The 17,125-nt window shown below is 40.9% G+C and carries 17 protein-coding genes; 14 read left to right on the forward strand and 3 right to left on the reverse strand.

Annotated elements, in window-relative coordinates; translation table 11 throughout:
* Positions 1-24 precede the first annotated feature (24 nt).
* The 10 genes from mutY to AC25Y5_RS15495 all read left to right on the forward strand — a co-directional run bounded on the left by mutY (position 25) and on the right by AC25Y5_RS15495 (position 10,607).
* A complete protein-coding gene (gene mutY / locus AC25Y5_RS15450; RefSeq protein ID WP_488141073.1) occupies positions 25-1,089 on the forward strand; it encodes an A/G-specific adenine glycosylase in 1,065 nt (354 codons plus the stop codon).
* Positions 1,089-1,835, forward strand: a complete 747-nt coding sequence (gene fabL, locus AC25Y5_RS15455) for an enoyl-[acyl-carrier-protein] reductase FabL (RefSeq protein WP_488141074.1) — start codon at positions 1,089-1,091, stop codon at positions 1,833-1,835. The genes mutY and fabL overlap by 1 nt, the downstream gene beginning before the upstream one ends.
* Before the next feature lie 63 nt (positions 1,836-1,898).
* On the forward strand, positions 1,899-2,219 hold the full coding sequence (locus AC25Y5_RS15460; protein WP_488141075.1) for a gamma-type small acid-soluble spore protein: 321 nt from the start codon (positions 1,899-1,901) through the stop codon (positions 2,217-2,219).
* Between the two features lie 177 nt (positions 2,220-2,396).
* Entirely contained in the window at positions 2,397-2,942 is a 546-nt protein-coding gene (gene ntdP, locus AC25Y5_RS15465; RefSeq protein WP_482102983.1) for a nucleoside tri-diphosphate phosphatase, read from the forward strand.
* A gap of 95 nt (positions 2,943-3,037) precedes the next feature.
* Positions 3,038-4,789, forward strand: coding sequence for an ABC transporter ATP-binding protein (locus AC25Y5_RS15470; protein ID WP_488141076.1), 1,752 nt, complete (start codon positions 3,038-3,040; stop codon positions 4,787-4,789).
* A gap of 140 nt (positions 4,790-4,929) precedes the next feature.
* On the forward strand, positions 4,930-5,952 hold the full coding sequence (locus AC25Y5_RS15475) for an ABC transporter ATP-binding protein (RefSeq protein ID WP_488141077.1): 1,023 nt from the start codon (positions 4,930-4,932) through the stop codon (positions 5,950-5,952).
* Positions 5,924-6,937 carry an ABC transporter ATP-binding protein gene (locus AC25Y5_RS15480; RefSeq protein ID WP_488141078.1) on the forward strand — a complete coding sequence of 338 codons (1,014 nt, stop codon included), beginning with the start codon at positions 5,924-5,926 and terminating at the stop codon, positions 6,935-6,937. Before AC25Y5_RS15475 ends, AC25Y5_RS15480 begins: the two co-directional genes overlap by 29 nt.
* On the forward strand, positions 6,934-8,553 hold the full coding sequence (locus AC25Y5_RS15485; RefSeq protein ID WP_488141079.1) for an ABC transporter substrate-binding protein: 1,620 nt from the start codon (positions 6,934-6,936) through the stop codon (positions 8,551-8,553). The genes AC25Y5_RS15480 and AC25Y5_RS15485 overlap by 4 nt, the downstream gene beginning before the upstream one ends.
* A gap of 108 nt (positions 8,554-8,661) precedes the next feature.
* A complete protein-coding gene (locus AC25Y5_RS15490; protein WP_488141080.1) occupies positions 8,662-9,666 on the forward strand; it encodes an ABC transporter permease in 1,005 nt (334 codons plus the stop codon).
* 17 nt (positions 9,667-9,683) lie between these two features.
* A complete protein-coding gene (locus AC25Y5_RS15495) occupies positions 9,684-10,607 on the forward strand; it encodes an ABC transporter permease (protein ID WP_488141081.1) in 924 nt (307 codons plus the stop codon).
* A gap of 54 nt (positions 10,608-10,661) precedes the next feature.
* On the opposite strand, the gene AC25Y5_RS15500 is transcribed toward AC25Y5_RS15495, so the two are convergent.
* Both AC25Y5_RS15500 and AC25Y5_RS15505 read right to left on the reverse strand, forming a co-directional pair.
* Entirely contained in the window at positions 10,662-11,744 is a 1,083-nt protein-coding gene (locus AC25Y5_RS15500) for an FUSC family protein (protein WP_488141082.1), read from the reverse strand.
* A 227-nt stretch (positions 11,745-11,971) separates the two neighbouring features.
* Positions 11,972-13,276, reverse strand: coding sequence for a glutamate-1-semialdehyde 2,1-aminomutase (locus tag AC25Y5_RS15505; RefSeq protein ID WP_488141083.1), 1,305 nt, complete (start codon positions 13,274-13,276; stop codon positions 11,972-11,974).
* A 127-nt stretch (positions 13,277-13,403) separates the two neighbouring features.
* Here AC25Y5_RS15505 and bcp point away from each other — a divergent pair, with 127 nt between their 5' ends.
* The 3 genes from bcp (at position 13,404) to perR (ending at position 15,426) form a co-directional block, all read left to right on the forward strand.
* Positions 13,404-13,880 carry a thioredoxin-dependent thiol peroxidase gene (gene bcp / locus AC25Y5_RS15510; RefSeq protein ID WP_488141084.1) on the forward strand — a complete coding sequence of 159 codons (477 nt, stop codon included), beginning with the start codon at positions 13,404-13,406 and terminating at the stop codon, positions 13,878-13,880.
* Positions 13,881-13,894: 14 nt separating this feature from the next.
* Positions 13,895-14,839: a D-2-hydroxyacid dehydrogenase gene (locus AC25Y5_RS15515; protein WP_488141085.1), complete on the forward strand. Its 945-nt coding sequence runs from the start codon at positions 13,895-13,897 to the stop codon at positions 14,837-14,839.
* Between the two features lie 143 nt (positions 14,840-14,982).
* Complete coding sequence (perR, locus tag AC25Y5_RS15520; protein WP_488141086.1) at positions 14,983-15,426, forward strand: peroxide-responsive transcriptional repressor PerR; 444 nt, start codon at positions 14,983-14,985, stop codon at positions 15,424-15,426.
* 44 nt (positions 15,427-15,470) lie between these two features.
* Here perR and AC25Y5_RS15525 read toward each other — a convergent pair whose 3' ends face one another.
* The gene (locus tag AC25Y5_RS15525) at positions 15,471-15,848 is read right to left on the reverse strand and encodes a YgzB family protein (RefSeq protein WP_482102971.1); all 378 of its coding nucleotides are present in this window, start codon (positions 15,846-15,848) and stop codon (positions 15,471-15,473) included.
* A 127-nt stretch (positions 15,849-15,975) separates the two neighbouring features.
* Between AC25Y5_RS15525 and AC25Y5_RS15530 the strand changes: the two genes are divergently transcribed.
* Complete coding sequence (locus AC25Y5_RS15530) at positions 15,976-16,839, forward strand: nucleotidyltransferase-like protein (protein ID WP_488141087.1); 864 nt, start codon at positions 15,976-15,978, stop codon at positions 16,837-16,839.
* Positions 16,840-17,125 lie beyond the last annotated feature (286 nt).

The raw sequence follows: 17,125 nt of genomic DNA on the forward strand, positions 1-17,125 counted from the left end.
AGCATATGCGATAAGGAGGAAATGATGCAAATAATAATAAACAAAGATGAATTCCGTAAATCTCTTCTTTCGTGGTATCTGCGTGAAAAAAGAGACTTACCTTGGCGGAAGACGTCTGATCCATATCATATTTGGGTTTCAGAAGTGATGTTGCAACAAACTAGAGTCGATACAGTAATACCTTATTATAAACGGTTTCTTGAAAGCTTTCCGACGATGAAAGCACTAGCTGATGCTGAAGAAAATGATTTATTGAAAATGTGGGAAGGTCTCGGTTATTATTCCCGGGTAAGAAATCTCCAAACTGGTGTTAGAGAAGTTATTTCAGATTACGGTGGAAAAGTGCCTTCAAATCGCGCGGAAATATCTACGCTAAAAGGTGTTGGAACGTACACTGCAGGAGCTGTTCTCAGTATTGCCTATGGTGTTCCGGAGCATGCGATTGACGGCAATGTCATGCGTGTCATTTCCAGATTACTTCTAATAGAAGAAGATATTTCAATTCCACGGACAAAAAATATTTTTGAAGCGGTGGTCATGGATTTAATAGACAAAGATGATCCTTCTTCCTTCAACCAAGGACTTATGGAACTTGGGGCGACGATTTGTACACCTAAACCCAGATGTTTACTGTGTCCAGTTAGGGACTTTTGTTTAGCTTTTCACGAAGGTAGGCAAGAAGAATTGCCTGTCAAGACGAAAAAAACAAAAAAGAAAATCATACCTGTTACTGCATTTGCGGTTCAAAATAGGCAAGGTGAGTGGCTGCTGAGAAAGCGACCCTCAAAAGGGCTATTGGCTAGTTTATGGGAATTTCCAATGGTAGAGTCTGCAAAAAATCAACCACTAGAAGAAATGGCACATGAGCATTTTGCTATCGAACTGATGGATGTAGTTGAAATATTATCTTTCAAACATATATTTACCCATTTGACTTGGGAAATGAAAAGTTATAGCGCCCGTATTGAGAAAACGGATACAATCTTGGAAGGTTACCACTTTTTCACACAAGAAGAGGTAGAAGCGTTGCCGAAACCTGTTCCAGTGTTGAAAATTTGGGAAGAAATTAAACGAGGGGGAATAAAATAATGACTGAAAATAAAGTGGCAATGGTGACTGGAAGCTCAAGGGGACTAGGAAAAGCCCTAGCGATTGAACTTGCAAAAGAAGGCTATGATATTGTTGTAAATTATGCAAGGAGCCGTTCCGCGGCAGAAGAAACAGTGAAAGAAATTGAAGCACTTGGTAGGCGTGCGATTATGATTCGCGCAAACGTTGGTGACGTTAAAAAGCTTCGCGTGATGTTTGAGCAAGTGAAAGAGGAATTTGGACGGTTGGATGTATTTGTATCAAATGCAGCATCAGGTGTTTTGCGCCCAATCATGGAACTAGAAGAGACACACTGGGACTGGACAATGAATATAAACGCAAAAGCGATGTTGTTCGGAGCTCAGGAAGCAGCAAAACTAATGGATAAAGGCGGGAAAATCATCGGTGTTAGTTCGCTTGGGTCTATCCGTTACCTTGAAAATTACACCACAGTCGGTGTTTCAAAAGCGGCAATTGAGTCGATTACCCGCTATTTGGCAGTTGAACTTGCTCCAATGGGAATTGCAGTGAATACAGTTTCAGGTGGTGCGCTTGACACGGAAGCGTTGAAACACTTCCCAAATCGGGAAGAGTTGCTTGAAGATGCACGTATTAATACGCCTGCGGGTCGAATGGTTGAAATCAGAGACATGGTGAAAACGGCTATGTTCCTCATTTCGGACGATTCGGATATGATCCGAGGACAGACGATAATTGTCGACGGAGGACGTTCAATATTGCTGTAAAATATTCCAAATGAATAAAAAATGTCTCTTTGCACATGATAGTTGCACGGAGGTGAAAATCCATTGACTAAAAACAACCCGAACCAAACTGATGTGAACCAAGTAAGGAAACAAAATCAGCAATCACAACAACAAAAACAAAACCAGAACACAAACGCGATGGCTGGGGAGTTTGCATCTGAAACTGATGTAAATCAAGTTAGAAGACAAAACCAGCAATCACAGCAACAAGGGCAATACCAAAACCAAACAAATGCGATGACTGAGGAGTTTGGTTCCGAAACTGATGTTAATCAGGTTAGGAGACAAAACCAACAATCAGAAGCCAACAAAACAAATGCTTCTGGACAACGCGCAAATCAGTTCGAAAACGGTTCGAAATAAGTAGATGGATACCGCCGGCCGACAGAAGCTATATGCTTCTGTCGGTTTTTTGTATCTAAAAGTGACGTCGTGAAAGGAAAAAAGAGTTGAAAGGTTTCAAATAGTACCGTTCTGTTGGTATAATGATGAAATAATAGCGGCTTCGAAATTTTCCGGCAACCAAAAGGTGGGTTATTCATGACGATTGCTACAGAAGGAGAAACGATACAAGTACATAGCTATAAACATAATGGTAAAATCCATCGCGTTTGGCAGGAGACATTAGTGTTGAAAGGCACGCGTAACATTGTCATTGGTGCTAATGAAAGAACGCTGGTTACGGAATCGGATGGGCGTACATGGTTGACACGTGAACCTTCGATTTGCTATTTTCACGCCGAACATTGGTTTAATATTATTTGTATGCTTAGGGAAGATGGCGTTTACTATTATATCAACATGAGCTCGCCATTCATCTACGATAATAAATCGCTGAAATATATCGACTATGATTTAGATGTGAAAGTCTTTCCTGATATGAGTTATATGATCCTTGATGAGGACGAGTATGCGGATCATAGGAAACAGATGGGCTATCCAGATGTTATTGATCAGATATTACAAAAGAACTTGGAGACTCTGCTAGGTTGGATCAAACAGCGCAGAGGACCATTCGCACCCGACTTCATTGAAGTTTGGACGTCGAGGTATGAATTTCATAAACAGGTCAAGAACGATAAGTGAAAGCCTGATCGCGATTGTTTGCGGCAGGCTTTTTCTACACGGGTCGGTGTCTAGACTCCAAGCGCCTTACGCTTTTCTTAGTAGGAGGTAAAAAGATGGGTGACAGTATAAAACGATACATGAAGTTTGTTAAACCATACAACTGGCTAATCGTCTTGACGATTCTTATCGGAATTGTGAAATTTGCAATCCCGTTATTCATCCCGTTACTGATGAAGATTGTTATCGATAACATCATCTTATCGGAAACGCTTACTGCAGCTGAGATGACAAAACAGTTATTCTATTGGCTTGGTGGGACAGTACTCGTGTTCTTTATAATCAGGCCGCCAGTTGAGTATTACCGGCAATATTACGCCCAGTATGTGAGTAATAAAATTTTATATGATATCCGTAAGGAATTGTATTCGCATCTACAAAAATTGAGTCTAACCTACTACTCAAATACACGAGCCGGAGAAATCATTTCACGGGTGATTAATGACGTTGAGCAAACGAAAAACTTTGTAATGATTGGACTTATGAATGTCTGGCTAGACCTTGCTACAATTATCATAGCAGTTACCATCATGTTGACAATGGACGTTCCTCTGACGCTTGTCACACTTCTTGCATTCCCTTTCTACGCATATAGCGTCAAGCATTTCTTTGGAAAACTGCGGGAGTTGACAGGGAAACGTTCTCAAGCGCTTGCGGATGTTCAAAGTTACTTACATGAACGAGTGGCGGGAGTAAGTGTTATTAAAAGTTTTTCACTTGAGGAAGAAGAACAAGGGCGTTTCAATAAAACAAATGGCAATTTTCTCGATAAAGCCCTTGATCATACAAGGTGGAATGCGAAAGCGTTTGCTGTCGTAAATACGATTACAGATGTTGCACCTCTACTAGTCATTGCCTATGCGGGCTATCAAGTCATCAACAATGATTTGTCAATCGGAACGATGGTGGCATTCATCGCTTACATCGACAGGGTGTATAACCCACTTCGGAGATTGGTTAATGCATCGACATCGCTCACCCAATCATTTGCGTCGATGGACCGAGTTTTTGATTTGATGGAACAGGAATATGATATTACAAACAAGCCTAGTGCAATTGAACTTCCGCCTATCGACGGGAAAATCGAATTTGATAATGTCAGCTTTATTTATGAAGAGGGTGGAGTACCTGTCCTGAATGGGATTAATTTCGTTGTTGAACCAGGCGAAACAATCGCATTTGTAGGCATGAGTGGTGGAGGGAAATCGACGATTGTCGGTTTGATACCTCGTTTTCACGATGTGACGGGCGGTGCTGTTTTTGTCGATGGACATGATCTTCGTGACGTTAACATTAAGTCTTTACGCGAACAGATTGGAATTGTTTTGCAAGATACCATTTTGTTTAGTGATTCTGTGAAAAGTAATATAATGATGGGGAAATCGGATGCAACCGATGAAGAAGTCATTGCTGCTGCGAAGGCTGCAAATGCCCATGAATTCATCGAGACACTGCCCCTTGGGTACGATACAAAAGTTGGAGAACGTGGCGTGAAACTTTCAGGTGGTCAGAAGCAAAGAATTGCGATTGCGCGTGTCTTTTTGAAAAACCCACCGCTCCTAATATTGGATGAAGCGACATCAGCACTTGACCTTGAAAGCGAAGCGCTCATTCAAGAATCGCTAGAAAAACTGGCTAATGAACGAACAACGCTTATTGTTGCACATAGATTGTCAACAATTACCCATGCTGACAAAATTCTCGTTATTGATGCAGGTCAGCTAAAAGAGATGGGAACGCATAAAGAATTAATGGCTTTGCAAGGAATATATTACGGTCTATTTCAAGTACAAACGCTTGGAGATTAACAAATAGAAACCATCTCATTGAAATGAAAAGTTTCAATGAGATGGTTTTTTTAGTATCTTAATATATGAAGATAGTATTGCCTTTGTTGAGAAAAATTGTATACTGTAACTATATAGATAATTCAGAAAAAGGTGATCTGATGGATGAAAGACGAACTGTCCTCCAAGTGAAAGATTTGCAGACGACCTTTTTTACAGATTCAGGAGAGATACCTGCCGTAGACCATATTGACTTTCATTTGAACGAAGGTGAAGTCCTTGGAATTGTCGGGGAGTCTGGCTGCGGAAAAAGTGTAACTTCACTCTCAATAATGGGACTTGTACCACAACCTCCTGGCAAAATTGTTGGTGGAGAAATACTTTTTGAAGATAAGGATTTACTTGGAATGACAGAAAAGCAGATGCGTCATATTCGAGGGAATGAAATTGCAATGATTTTCCAAGAACCGATGACCTCATTAAATCCATTATTCTCAATTGGTAATCAGATGATTGAAGCTGTATTAATTCATGAAAAAGGTTGGTCAAAAAAAAGAGCAGCAGAACGGGCAGTAGAAATGTTACAACTTGTGGGCTTGCCTCGTGCAAAGGAAATGATGAGAGACTATCCCCACCAGTTATCAGGAGGGATGCGGCAGCGAGTAATGATTGCTATGGCACTTGTCTGTGATCCCAAAGTACTCATTGCTGACGAACCGACAACAGCTCTTGATGTAACGATTCAAGCACAGATTCTTAAATTGATGAGGGATTTGAACACTCGATTGAATACTGCGGTGCTCCTAATTACCCATGACTTGGGTGTCGTTGCAGAAACATGTGAACGTGTCATTGTCATGTATGCCGGTCAAATTATCGAAGAAGCATCTGTTAAGACAATTTTCGATAATCCACAGCATCCTTATACAAAAGGGTTAATCCAATCCGTTCCTGATATGCGCTATAAAAAGGACAGGCTTTACTCCATTCCGGGGAATGTACCGAAACCAGGTTCAATACGGCAAGGATGCAGATTTGCATCCCGGTGTGAATTTGCATTTGACCGTTGTCAAATTGAAGACCCCGAACTCTATGAAACCTCAGATTTTCACCAGACGAGATGCTTCCTATATGACAGAGAAGGGGTGAAAACGCATGACGACAAAGCCCTTATTAAAAGTTGAAGGTTTAAAAAAGTACTTCCCTGTTAAAAAAGGAATTCTTGGCAGAACAGTCGGCCATGTCAAGGCTGTAGATGATGTATCATTTTACGTGAATGAAGGTGAGACGCTCGGCATCGTTGGTGAATCTGGATGTGGAAAGTCTACAACAGGGCGAATGCTAATGCGTCTTCTTGAGCCAACTGAAGGGAAAGTTGAATTTGATGGGAAAGATTTGACATCTTTATCATCTGAAGAGATGCGGAGAACCAGGCGGGATATCCAAATGGTATTTCAGGATCCCTATGCGTCGTTGAATCCACGTCATACAATCGGCAAAATTTTGGAAGAACCGCTTATTGTACACGGTATTGATAATTCAAAAGAACGGAAAAAGAAAGTAAATGAATTTCTAGAGGTAGTCGGTCTAAGCGGATATCATGCTAAGCGATATCCGCATCAATTTAGCGGAGGGCAGCGGCAGCGTATCGGTATTGCACGTGCATTGATGACGAATCCTAAACTGATTATTGCAGATGAACCTGTATCAGCGCTTGACGTTTCGATTCAAGCCCAAGTACTAAATTTAATGCAAGACTTACAGAAAGAATTTAATCTCACTTATATCTTTATCGCGCATGATCTAGGGGTCGTTCGTCATATAAGCGATCGCGTTGGAGTAATGTATCTCGGGAAGATGGTTGAAATGGCGAAAAGCGAGCAGCTTTATGCTAAACCTCTTCATCCATATACGCAGGCACTGCTATCTGCAGTGCCGGTACCAGATCCTGATTACCAGAAAGAGCAAGTTCTTCTTGAAGGGGATATTCCAAATCCTGCAAATCCTCCAAGTGGCTGCACGTTTCATACGCGTTGCCCCTTTAAAATGGATATTTGCACAAAGTTTGTACCACAGCTTGTTGAATATGATTCGGGTCATTCTGTCGCCTGCCATCTTTACAGTGAACAGGTAGACAATGATATAAAACAGATGGAGGGGTCATTATGAGAAAAGGAAAGCTAGGTTCACTTGCGTTGATGTTGCTTCTCATTCTTACGACTGCTCTTGCAGCTTGCTCGTCTGATACGGGCGATGGCAAGAAAGAAGAGGAGAACACTGGAGACGAACAAAATGTAAAAGATACTCTAGTATTTGGACGGGGCGGAGATTCAACTTCACTCGATCCATCGAGAGTAACAGAAGGAGAATCCTTCAAAGTAACAGTTAACCTGTATGAAACACTCTTGAATTTCGGCGAGGACGATACAACGATCAACCCGGGGCTTGCAACAGAGTGGGAACCGAGTGAAGATGGTTTAACGTATACATTTAAGCTGCGTGAAGGTGTCAAATTCCACGATGGAACAGATTTCAATGCAGAAGCTGTCGTTAAAAACTTCGATCGTTGGGCAAATGGGGATGCAGAAAAGTTCCCGTATTATAATTCAATGTTTGGTGGTTTCAAAGGTGACGAAGGACACGTGATTGATTCGGTAACGGCAGATGGTGATAATACAGTCATTATCAAACTGACTCGTTCACAAGCACCATTCCTTAAAAATATTGCAATGAGTATGTTTGCTATTGCAAGTCCTACTGCATTTGAAAAAGGTGACGATGACTTCGAAAGAAATCCAGTTGGGACAGGTCCATTTAAGTTCGTTGAATGGAAACCGAATGAAACAATTACAATTGAGAAATTCGAAGATTATTGGGACGAAGGTCTACCAAAACTTAACAAAGTTATTTTCCGTTCAATCCCTGACAACTCGGCGCGTTTAAACGCATTGATGGCAGGGGATATCGAACTTGCAGATGGCATCAATCCATCTGACGGTAAGTCAATTGAAGACCATGAAAATCTGCAATTGTTTGAACGTCCTTCTATGAACGTAGGCTATTTAGGCCTAACAGTGACACGCCCGCCTTTCGATAAAGTGGAAGTGCGCCAAGCGATTAATCATGCAATCGACAAACAATCAATTATTGATTCATTCTTTGAAGGACGTGCGGACATTGCAAAAAATCCGATGCCGCCATCCATTTCAGGTTATAACGAAGACGTTGAGGGATATGATTATAATCCCGAAAAAGCAAAAGAACTACTAAAATCAGTTGGACTAGAAGATGGTTTTGAAATGGAACTTTGGGCAATGCCAGTACCTCGTCCATACATGCCAGATGGTAAAAAGGTAGCCGAAGTTATTCAGAAAAACCTCGCTGATATTGGAATTACTGCGAAAATCGTTTCACATGAATGGGCAACTTACTTGGAGCTTGCAAGTAAAGGAGATGCAGATGCGTTTATGCTAGGCTGGACTGGGGATAACGGAGATGCAGATAACTTCTTATATGTATTACTTGATGAAGACAATATTGGCAGTAACAACTATACGTACTATAAAAATGAAGAACTTCATAATATCCTAATCGCTGCACAAACTGAAGTCGATGAAGATAAGCGTAATGAATTGTATAAAGAAGCACAGGTCATCATTCATGGAGATGCTCCATGGGTACCACTTGCTCACTCGACGCCATTACTTGGTGGAGCTACTGATTTAACAGGATTCCTTCCACATCCAACGGGGTCTGATTTACTTTCAAAAGTAGAATTTAAGTAAGAGATTGGGAGTATAGAGGAAAGGGAGAGGTCTAGCGGATTTCTCCCTTTTTCTTTTCATATTATCTGTACATACAAATTGAAAGCAGAGTTGGAGAGGTGAAAAGTTATGCTCAGCTACATTGGTAAAAGATTGCTGCAACTCATTCCGGTTTTGCTTGGAATGACATTTATCGTATTCATGATTATCCGTGCAATTCCAGGTAATCCAGCACAGATTATTTTGGGACAGCAGGCAACTAAGGAAGCTGTGGAAGCGCTTACGATAAAGTTAGGTCTGGATAATCCTTGGTATATCCAGTATTTTAAATACCTTGGAGATCTTTTCAAAGGCGATCTTGGTGAGTCAATGAGAACGCGGGCACCTGTTGCTGATGAAATTTGGCCTTATTTGGCTGCCACTTTTGAATTAGCGCTTTTCGCTATTGTTATAGCAGTTATTATCGGTATCAATGCGGGAATTATTTCGGCATGGTTCCAAAACTCATGGTTTGATTATTCAGCAATGATTTTAGCGCTAATTGGAGTATCTATGCCTATCTTCTGGCTAGGTCTAATGGGACAATGGGTTTTTGCAGTAGAAAACTCATGGTTGCCGACAGGAGGGCGGGAGCAAGTGCGAGATCCTGTCAATGCCATAACAAACCTCTATATACTTGATACGATTATTCAAGGTCGCTTTGACCAGTTGTGGCAAGTTTTCCGACATCTAATTTTACCGGGATTAGCTCTAGCGACAATTCCGATGGCGATTATTGCACGGATGACCCGCTCAAGTATGCTAGAAGTAATGCGTTCTGATTATATTCGTACAGCTCGCGCTAAAGGACAAAAAATGTTTTGGGTGGTTTACAAACATGCGCTTAAAAATGCAATTATCCCAGTTTTAACTATCATCGGTTTACAAATGGGCATGTTATTAGGCGGCGCAATCTTAACAGAGACCATTTTCGCTTGGCCTGGCGTGGGTCGCTATATATATGATGCAATCGGGTTCCGAGATTACCCGGTTATCCAGTCAGCAATTCTTATAGTTGCGCTCTTCTTTGTAATAATTAACCTAGTTGTCGATTTGCTCTATAGTCTCATTGATCCGAGGATTAAATATGATTGAGGAAGGGGGGAGCGTAAATGTCTGAATTTGCACCTAAAGTCAATGGAGTTACAGAAGTCAAAGCTGAAAAAATGGCAGGACCCTGGCGCGAAGCTTGGAACGGCTTTAAAAAGAGTAAAGTTGCAGTCGTCGGCCTGGTTATTGTTCTATTCTTTATCCTGTTAGCGGGATTCGGTTTTGCGGCTGAACAAGGGTATCTTGGTTCGAACATTGGACTAGAAGGCATTAATGACCAAAAACTAACGGACCGGCTTCTTCCTCCTTCTAGCGAATATTGGTTTGGAACAGATGACCTTGGAAGGGATATTTTTTCCCGAATTATTCACGGTGCTCGAATTTCGCTATGGGTTGGATTCTTCTCAGTTATTGGATCGGTCGTTGTAGGGAGTGCACTAGGGATTATAGCCGGGTATTATGGACGCTGGGTTGATACGATTATTTCACGTATATTCGATATTATGCTCGCGTTTCCTTCTATCTTATTGGCCATTGCAATTGTTTCTGTACTTGGACCAAATTTACGAAATGCCCTTATTGCAATTGCGATTATTAATGTACCGAACTTTGGGAGGCTAATTCGTTCAAAAGTGTTAAGCATTAAGGAAGACGAATATATTACAGCAGCAAAAGGAATCGGTATGAAAGATGCACGGATTTTAGTGTCCCATATCTTGCCGAATTCGATGGCACCCGTAATTGTTCAGGGAACGCTTGCCGTTGCAACAGCAATTCTTGAGGCAGCCGCACTTGGATTTTTGGGTCTGGGTGCACAAGCGCCGGATCCTGAATGGGGAAAGATGTTAGCTGATTCTAAAAGTTTCCTTCATTCGGCACCTTGGACGATGATTTTCCCTGGAATTGCAATTATGCTGACAGTACTTGGCTTCAACTTAATGGGTGACGGTTTACGTGATGCACTGGATCCGAAAATGAAGAGTTGAGGCGTTGAAAAAAAGTCCCGCAAACCGATTAATTTATCGGATTGTGGGACTTTTTCAGTAGATTTCTTCTGTTATTTTCTTATTTACTTTATTGTGGTGATACTTTTGGAATAAAACAATCAATTTGTCAAAGTGTTCAAGTTGTTCTTCGTAATTAAAGATGGACGATAAGATATGAAGTAGATGATAAGCCGAAAACTCTTCTTCTTCTTTTGTAAGGGCAATCTCTTTTGCAAATATCTCCATTACTTCGTAACGCTGAATGTATTCTTCATTTGGACTAGTGCCTACCGCATCAGACTTCAGTTTTCCAACGAATTTCAGATGGAGATGTTCGTGGTATGTGAGCAGTGCATCAAGCCGTTCCTGCACCATCATTCGGAAATGTTCCGGTAATTCAATCAGCTCATTTTCATGCTGATGTAGTTTTTTTAGAACCTCATAACTGCTCCTTGAAGTGGCGATCATTTGTCTGTATACGACGAGCTTTCGTGATTTGTTCCTTGTGTTCTTTTTAAAGTAGCTACGTTCTTCTTTGAATAAAGTATAAAGTTGGTCGACTTGTGTGAGACGTTCCTTCAATTTATTCAGTGACTTTTTTGTTGCTATATGTTCGGAAGCCTGCCTTCCAGCCAGGCGAGTCCAACGAATAATTTCGTCTTGAGCCAGATGGATAGATTCAAATAATTTTGTTTCATATTTAGGAGGCATAAACAACAAGTTCACAACGAAAGCAGCTAGAATACCTAGAATCATTGTCACAAATCTGAGAAAGGCGAATGACAGGAAATCGTCACCTTTAATTTCCATTATAGAAATCATCACTACGAGTGCCAATGAAATGGATTTCTCAAGACCGAATTTGTTCATGATTATTATAATAATCACTGCTGCAAGACCTATCGTAATAAGCTGGTTACCCAATAATAGAACCAATGAGATCGCAATGACCGCACCAATTATATTACCTTGGATTTGCTCGATAATTGTTAAATAAGATCTGTAAATCGATGGCTGAATGGCGAAGATGGCTGCGATTCCTGCAAATAATGGATGTGGCAATTGCAAAGCTTCCGCTAGGAACAATGCGAACACAATCGCAATGCCCGTTTTAAATATGCGGGCACCAAGTATCATAAGGATTATCCTTTCTAATCAAATACGCCTTGGCATATTTGCGCCCAGACTTTTATCGAACCTGCTCGATAAATTCCTCTAAAAAGTCTGTGGCATCTGTTGGAGACAGTAACTTCATTTAGCTAGAATTTTCCCTCTTCCAAGTTGGAGGCCAATTTTGCAAATTCCCAACACTTGTAGAAGTGGAAGACTTCATCAAAATGAAGTTAAAGCTATTTTCCGCTAGGTCAACCGTTTGTGAGTGTTGCAAGTTCTTTGAATGAATTATCAACGGCAACAAGTGTATCCATAATATCTTGTTCAGTATGAGCTGTTGTCAAAAACCACGCTTCGTATTTCGAGGGGGCTAGATTGATGCCGTTTTTTAACATGAGTTTAAAGAATTTCGCGAACACTTTTCCGTCTGTTGCTTCAGCCTGTTCGTAGTTTTCTACTTTTACATCGGTGAAAAACAACGTGAGTGCCCCTTTTAAGCGGTTAGTTGTCAATGTAATTCCGTGTTCCTTTGCAGACTCCAAAATACCCTCTTCGAGAATAGCTCCCAATCGGTCCATTTCTTCATAAATTCCAGGGGTTTGTAAAACTTCGAGAAGAGCTATTCCCGCTAACATGGAAGCCGGATTACCAGCCATTGTCCCCGCTTGATATGCAGGCCCAAGAGGCGCTACTTGTTCCATAATAGCCTTTTTGCCGCCGTAAGCACCAATGGGTAGACCGCCGCCTATGATTTTGCCGAATGCAGTAAGGTCAGGTGTTAATCCAAGCATATCTTGAGCGCCACCGTAATGGAAACGGAAAGCAGTGATTACTTCATCATAAACGATAAGTGCTCCATGTTCAGCTGCGATATCATGGACAATTTGTAGAAATCCTTCTTTTGGTTCAACAATTCCAAAGTTGCCGACAATCGGTTCGACGAGAATACATGCAATTTGGTCGCCCCATGTTTCCATTGCTTCTTTATAAGCTTCTGGATCATTGAATGGAATGGTGATTACTTCTTTAGCGATGGACTCCGGGACACCTGCAGAATCAGGCGTTCCAAGTGTTGCTGGTCCAGAGCCTGCTGCAACTAGGACTAAATCCGAATGACCATGATAACAGCCTGCGAATTTCATGATTTTGGTTCGGCCAGTATATGCGCGGGAAACACGAATTGTCGTCATAACTGCTTCTGTACCAGAGTTTACAAACCGAACCTTATCCATGCCAGGCATTGCTTCTTTCAACATTTTTGCGAATTTCACTTCATGACGAGTAGGTGTTCCGTAAAGTAGACCCGTCTGCGCTGCTTTGACAATTGCCTCAGTGATATGCGGATGGGCATGCCCCGTAATGATTGGTCCGTAAGCCGCTAGGTAATCGATGTACTTGTTACCGTCAACATCCCAAAAATAAGCACCTTCTGCACGCTCCATAACTGTAGGTGCACCACCACCGACTGCATGGTATCCGCGCGACGGACTATTTACGCCTCCAACAATATGTTCACACGCTTCATTATAAATAATCTCTGAATTTGTTCTTATCACTATTAATTCCTCCGTTCATTTCTTTACTCTATCTATTCTAAACAAATTGTCTCAGATAGCCAAAGAAATTGAAACTGAAGGGCGTGTCTTGTAGGATTAAGGAAAGAATATATTGGAGGAATGGATAATGACGACACTTGAAGGTATGCATGCACCTGAATTTACATTGCCGAATGAGAACGGGGAAATGATTTCATTAAAAGACTTTGCTGGTGAAAAGTATGTAGTACTATACTTTTATCCAAAAGATTCAACACCCGGCTGCACTACACAAGCTTGTAATTTCCGAGATGCATATGAAGATTTTAGTAAGTTAAATGCTGTTGTACTAGGGGTGAGCCCGGATAATGAAGCTTCACATGGAAAATTCATCGGAAAACATGGCTTGCCATTTTCATTACTTGTCGATGGAGAGCATTCTGTTGCTGAAAAATATGGCGTCTGGAAATTGAAAAAAATGTTCGGTAAAGAATATATGGGTATTGAACGCTCAACATTTTTGATTGACCCAACAGGTACAGTCGTTAAGGAGTGGCGTAAAGTGAAAGTTGAAGGACATATAGACGAAGCACTTGCGACTCTAGAACAACTTATAAACTCTTGAAGGGGTGATTAATAATGGATGTACTTTTCACATTTGATATTAAGAAACACCAGGAAGAAGCGCTTCTTGCAAAATTTCCACAAGTGACAATGCATTTTAATAAGAAGCCGGCAGATCAAGAAGTCCAGACGGCAACTGCGATTGTGACATATGGCGTTGACGTAGATAGTGATTTGTTGGAAAGGGCAAAGTCGTTGGAATGGATTATGGTTGCATCCGCAGGCATAGAAAAAATACCGGTTGCTGAAGTGGCTGTACGAAATATCATAATGTCTAACGCAAAGGGCATTCATAAGACACCAATGGCCGAATCAGTTCTTGCTCATATTTTAGCACTGCAACGGTCACTACCGCTTATCCTGGAACAACAACGGTCTAAAGAATGGGGACGGAAAGTCCGGTCAGTTGAGTTAAAAGGTTCAACCGCGCTAATTCTAGGACCTGGCGCAATTGGTTCTGAAGTTGGGCGTTTACTTCAGGCGTTTGGGGTTCGGACAATTGGTTGTAACCGATCAGGCAAGAAAAGCGAATCAATGGATGAAACGATTACTTATGAAGTATTGATGGATAAATTAGGAGAAGCAGACTTTGTCATATCTGTTTTACCTAGCACGCCCGAGACAAGAGGGATGCTCAATGCAGAACATTTCAAGGCAATGAAGAACAATGCCGTCTTCATGAATTTCGGTCGTGGAGACCTTTTCGATGAAGCGGACCTGATAGCTGCATTGAAAAGTGATGAAATCAGACATGCTGTGCTCGATGTATTTGAAACGGAACCGCTCCCTGTTGAAAATGAACTATGGGAACTTCCGAATTGCACAGTATCACCGCATGTATCAAGTTTATCTGGAAAGTATGTTGAAAGAGCACTCGTCATATTTGAAGGAAATCTAGAAAAATGGTTGCGTAATGAAAGAGATTTAGCGAATTTAATTGATTTAAAGCTTGGTTACTGATAATCAATTGCGCCGAGGCGTAATTGATATAGACAAAAGGAAATGGTCTTTACAGCACTTTAGTTGACATATGTACTCTATTTTAAGTACACTAATGATAATAATTATAAAGTAAGAATCTTTATGAATAGAGGTGCAGAGCGATGTCTGAAGTGAGATTGAAAGACGCGCTGGACACATTGAAAAGTAGTGGAGTTAGAATTACTCCTCAACGGCATGCGATTTTAGAGTATCTTATCTCTTCTGAGTTACATCCAACGGCTGACGATATATATAAAGCACTTGAAAACAATTTTCCTAATATGAGTGTCGCAACAGTATATAATAATCTTCGTGTATTCCGGAATGCCGGACTCATTAAGGAACTTTCGTATGGAGATGCTTCGAGCCGTTTTGATTTTGTGACTCACGATCACTATCATATAATCTGTGACGAATGTGGAACGATCGTTGATTTTCATCACCCCGGGCTAGAAGAAGTGGAACATTTAGCTTCTCATGTAACGGGATTCAAAGTGAATTCCCATCGACTAGAAGTATATGGTACATGCCCGACTTGTGCTTCAAGCGTTGTAAAGGTCAATTAAAAACGTCCGATACTCCTTCTATATGAAGGGGCATCGGACGTCTTTTAATTTTTAGGCTCTTCTTTGGCTGCTGCTTTACTCTTTGGTCGGTTATATGTTTCGTCGAACTCTTTACCTTCTAATGAAGGGTCAAGCGTCAAGGGCTCACGACAGTGCCCGCACATGTCGACGCGTCCGAGCATTTTTGTTTGTTTTCCGCAACTTGGACAAGTAATTTGGACGGCCCTTGTAGAAAGTGTTCCGATCCACGCGTAAACAACTGTGCTGGCAAGAATAGCAAGAACACCAAGAAACATGAAGATGAGCATGACAATCTCGTATTTTCTGAAGAAAATCCCGATGTACATAATAACGACTCCCGCAAAAATTAGAGCAAGAGCAAAGGATCTAATTCGATTTATCTTATTTTTATAAGGTTTCATCAATCATACCTCCTCAATATATCCTCAATTACTATAGCATATATTTCGTTTTTCGCGGTATCAATCCTACTTGATTAAAGGATATAAGCACCTTCTCGTCGAAATGAAATGGCAGGGAGGTGTAGCAGTGGAACAGGTATTAAGGCCAATTTATCAAGAGCGGGCAAGTTTTCAAGAGACGCTTGGCGTCATTCTAGTAGAGAAAAGAGGGAAAGGGGATCCGATTACAGATACATTCGATGTGATTCTCCTCATCATAACCGCTGACGATGAAATCCCTATTTTTACGAAACACTACACTAATGGAAATGAGAAAGCCGCTATGCATATAATTAGTGAAAAGCAATTGCGGAAATGGGTAGTCCAAGGAACAAAAAGGAAAGTTGTAGACTGGTTGTTTTATGGAAAAGTCTATTTTGATCGAAATGAATTCGTAGAAAAAATGAGAATTGAATTACAGGAATATCCTTATTCGGGGCGTAATATGAAAATGGGGTTGGAGTTTTCAAAGTTAGTTAGAGGTTATATGGAAGGTAAGACGTTTTTTGAAGAAGGAAATTTCATGGACGCGTACCATCATGTAGTCAAATCACTTCATCACCTCGCAAGGCTAGCTGTTATTGAGAATGGATTGTTTCCGGAAGTAACAGTGTGGTCCCAAGTAAAAAGAATTGATCCGGCAATATATAAACTATATGAAGAACTTATCATGAGTGAAGAACCCTTAGAAAAACGATTGGAACTATTGTTTCTTGCAAGTGAGTTTTTTATCCATAATCGTACGGCAGATGGAGCCCGTCATATTAATGATGTAATGGCGGCTCAAGAGTTATGGACAATACAGCAGCTTCACGAGCACGAAGAAACCAAAATGTATTCAGTTGATTTAGAGGTATTCATCGAATTTTTGATTGATAAAGGCTTCATTCATGTGGTTCAGAGCGATTCTAAAAATGAATTAATCTATCATAGGGATTACAAAGTAATCTGACTGGATACAGGAAAAAGGGGCGAATTACATTCGTCCCTTTTTTCTAGTTGACAGATGTTTGCTGAGCATGTTATTCTAGTTAACGTCGCTTGGGAGATAAAGTGAAAAGAACTTTTGAAAAGAAGTTTAAAAAAGAAATTTAAAAAACACTTGACTCTACAAACACGAAATGTTATATTAGAGAAGTCGCTTTTGGAGGACGGATATGATTAACGGAGAATGAAACTCGTTATCTTCGTTAATATGAACCTTGAAAACTGAACAGCAAAACATCAATGAGATATCG

Source organism: Sporosarcina sp. Y1011 (genome assembly GCF_057669885.1).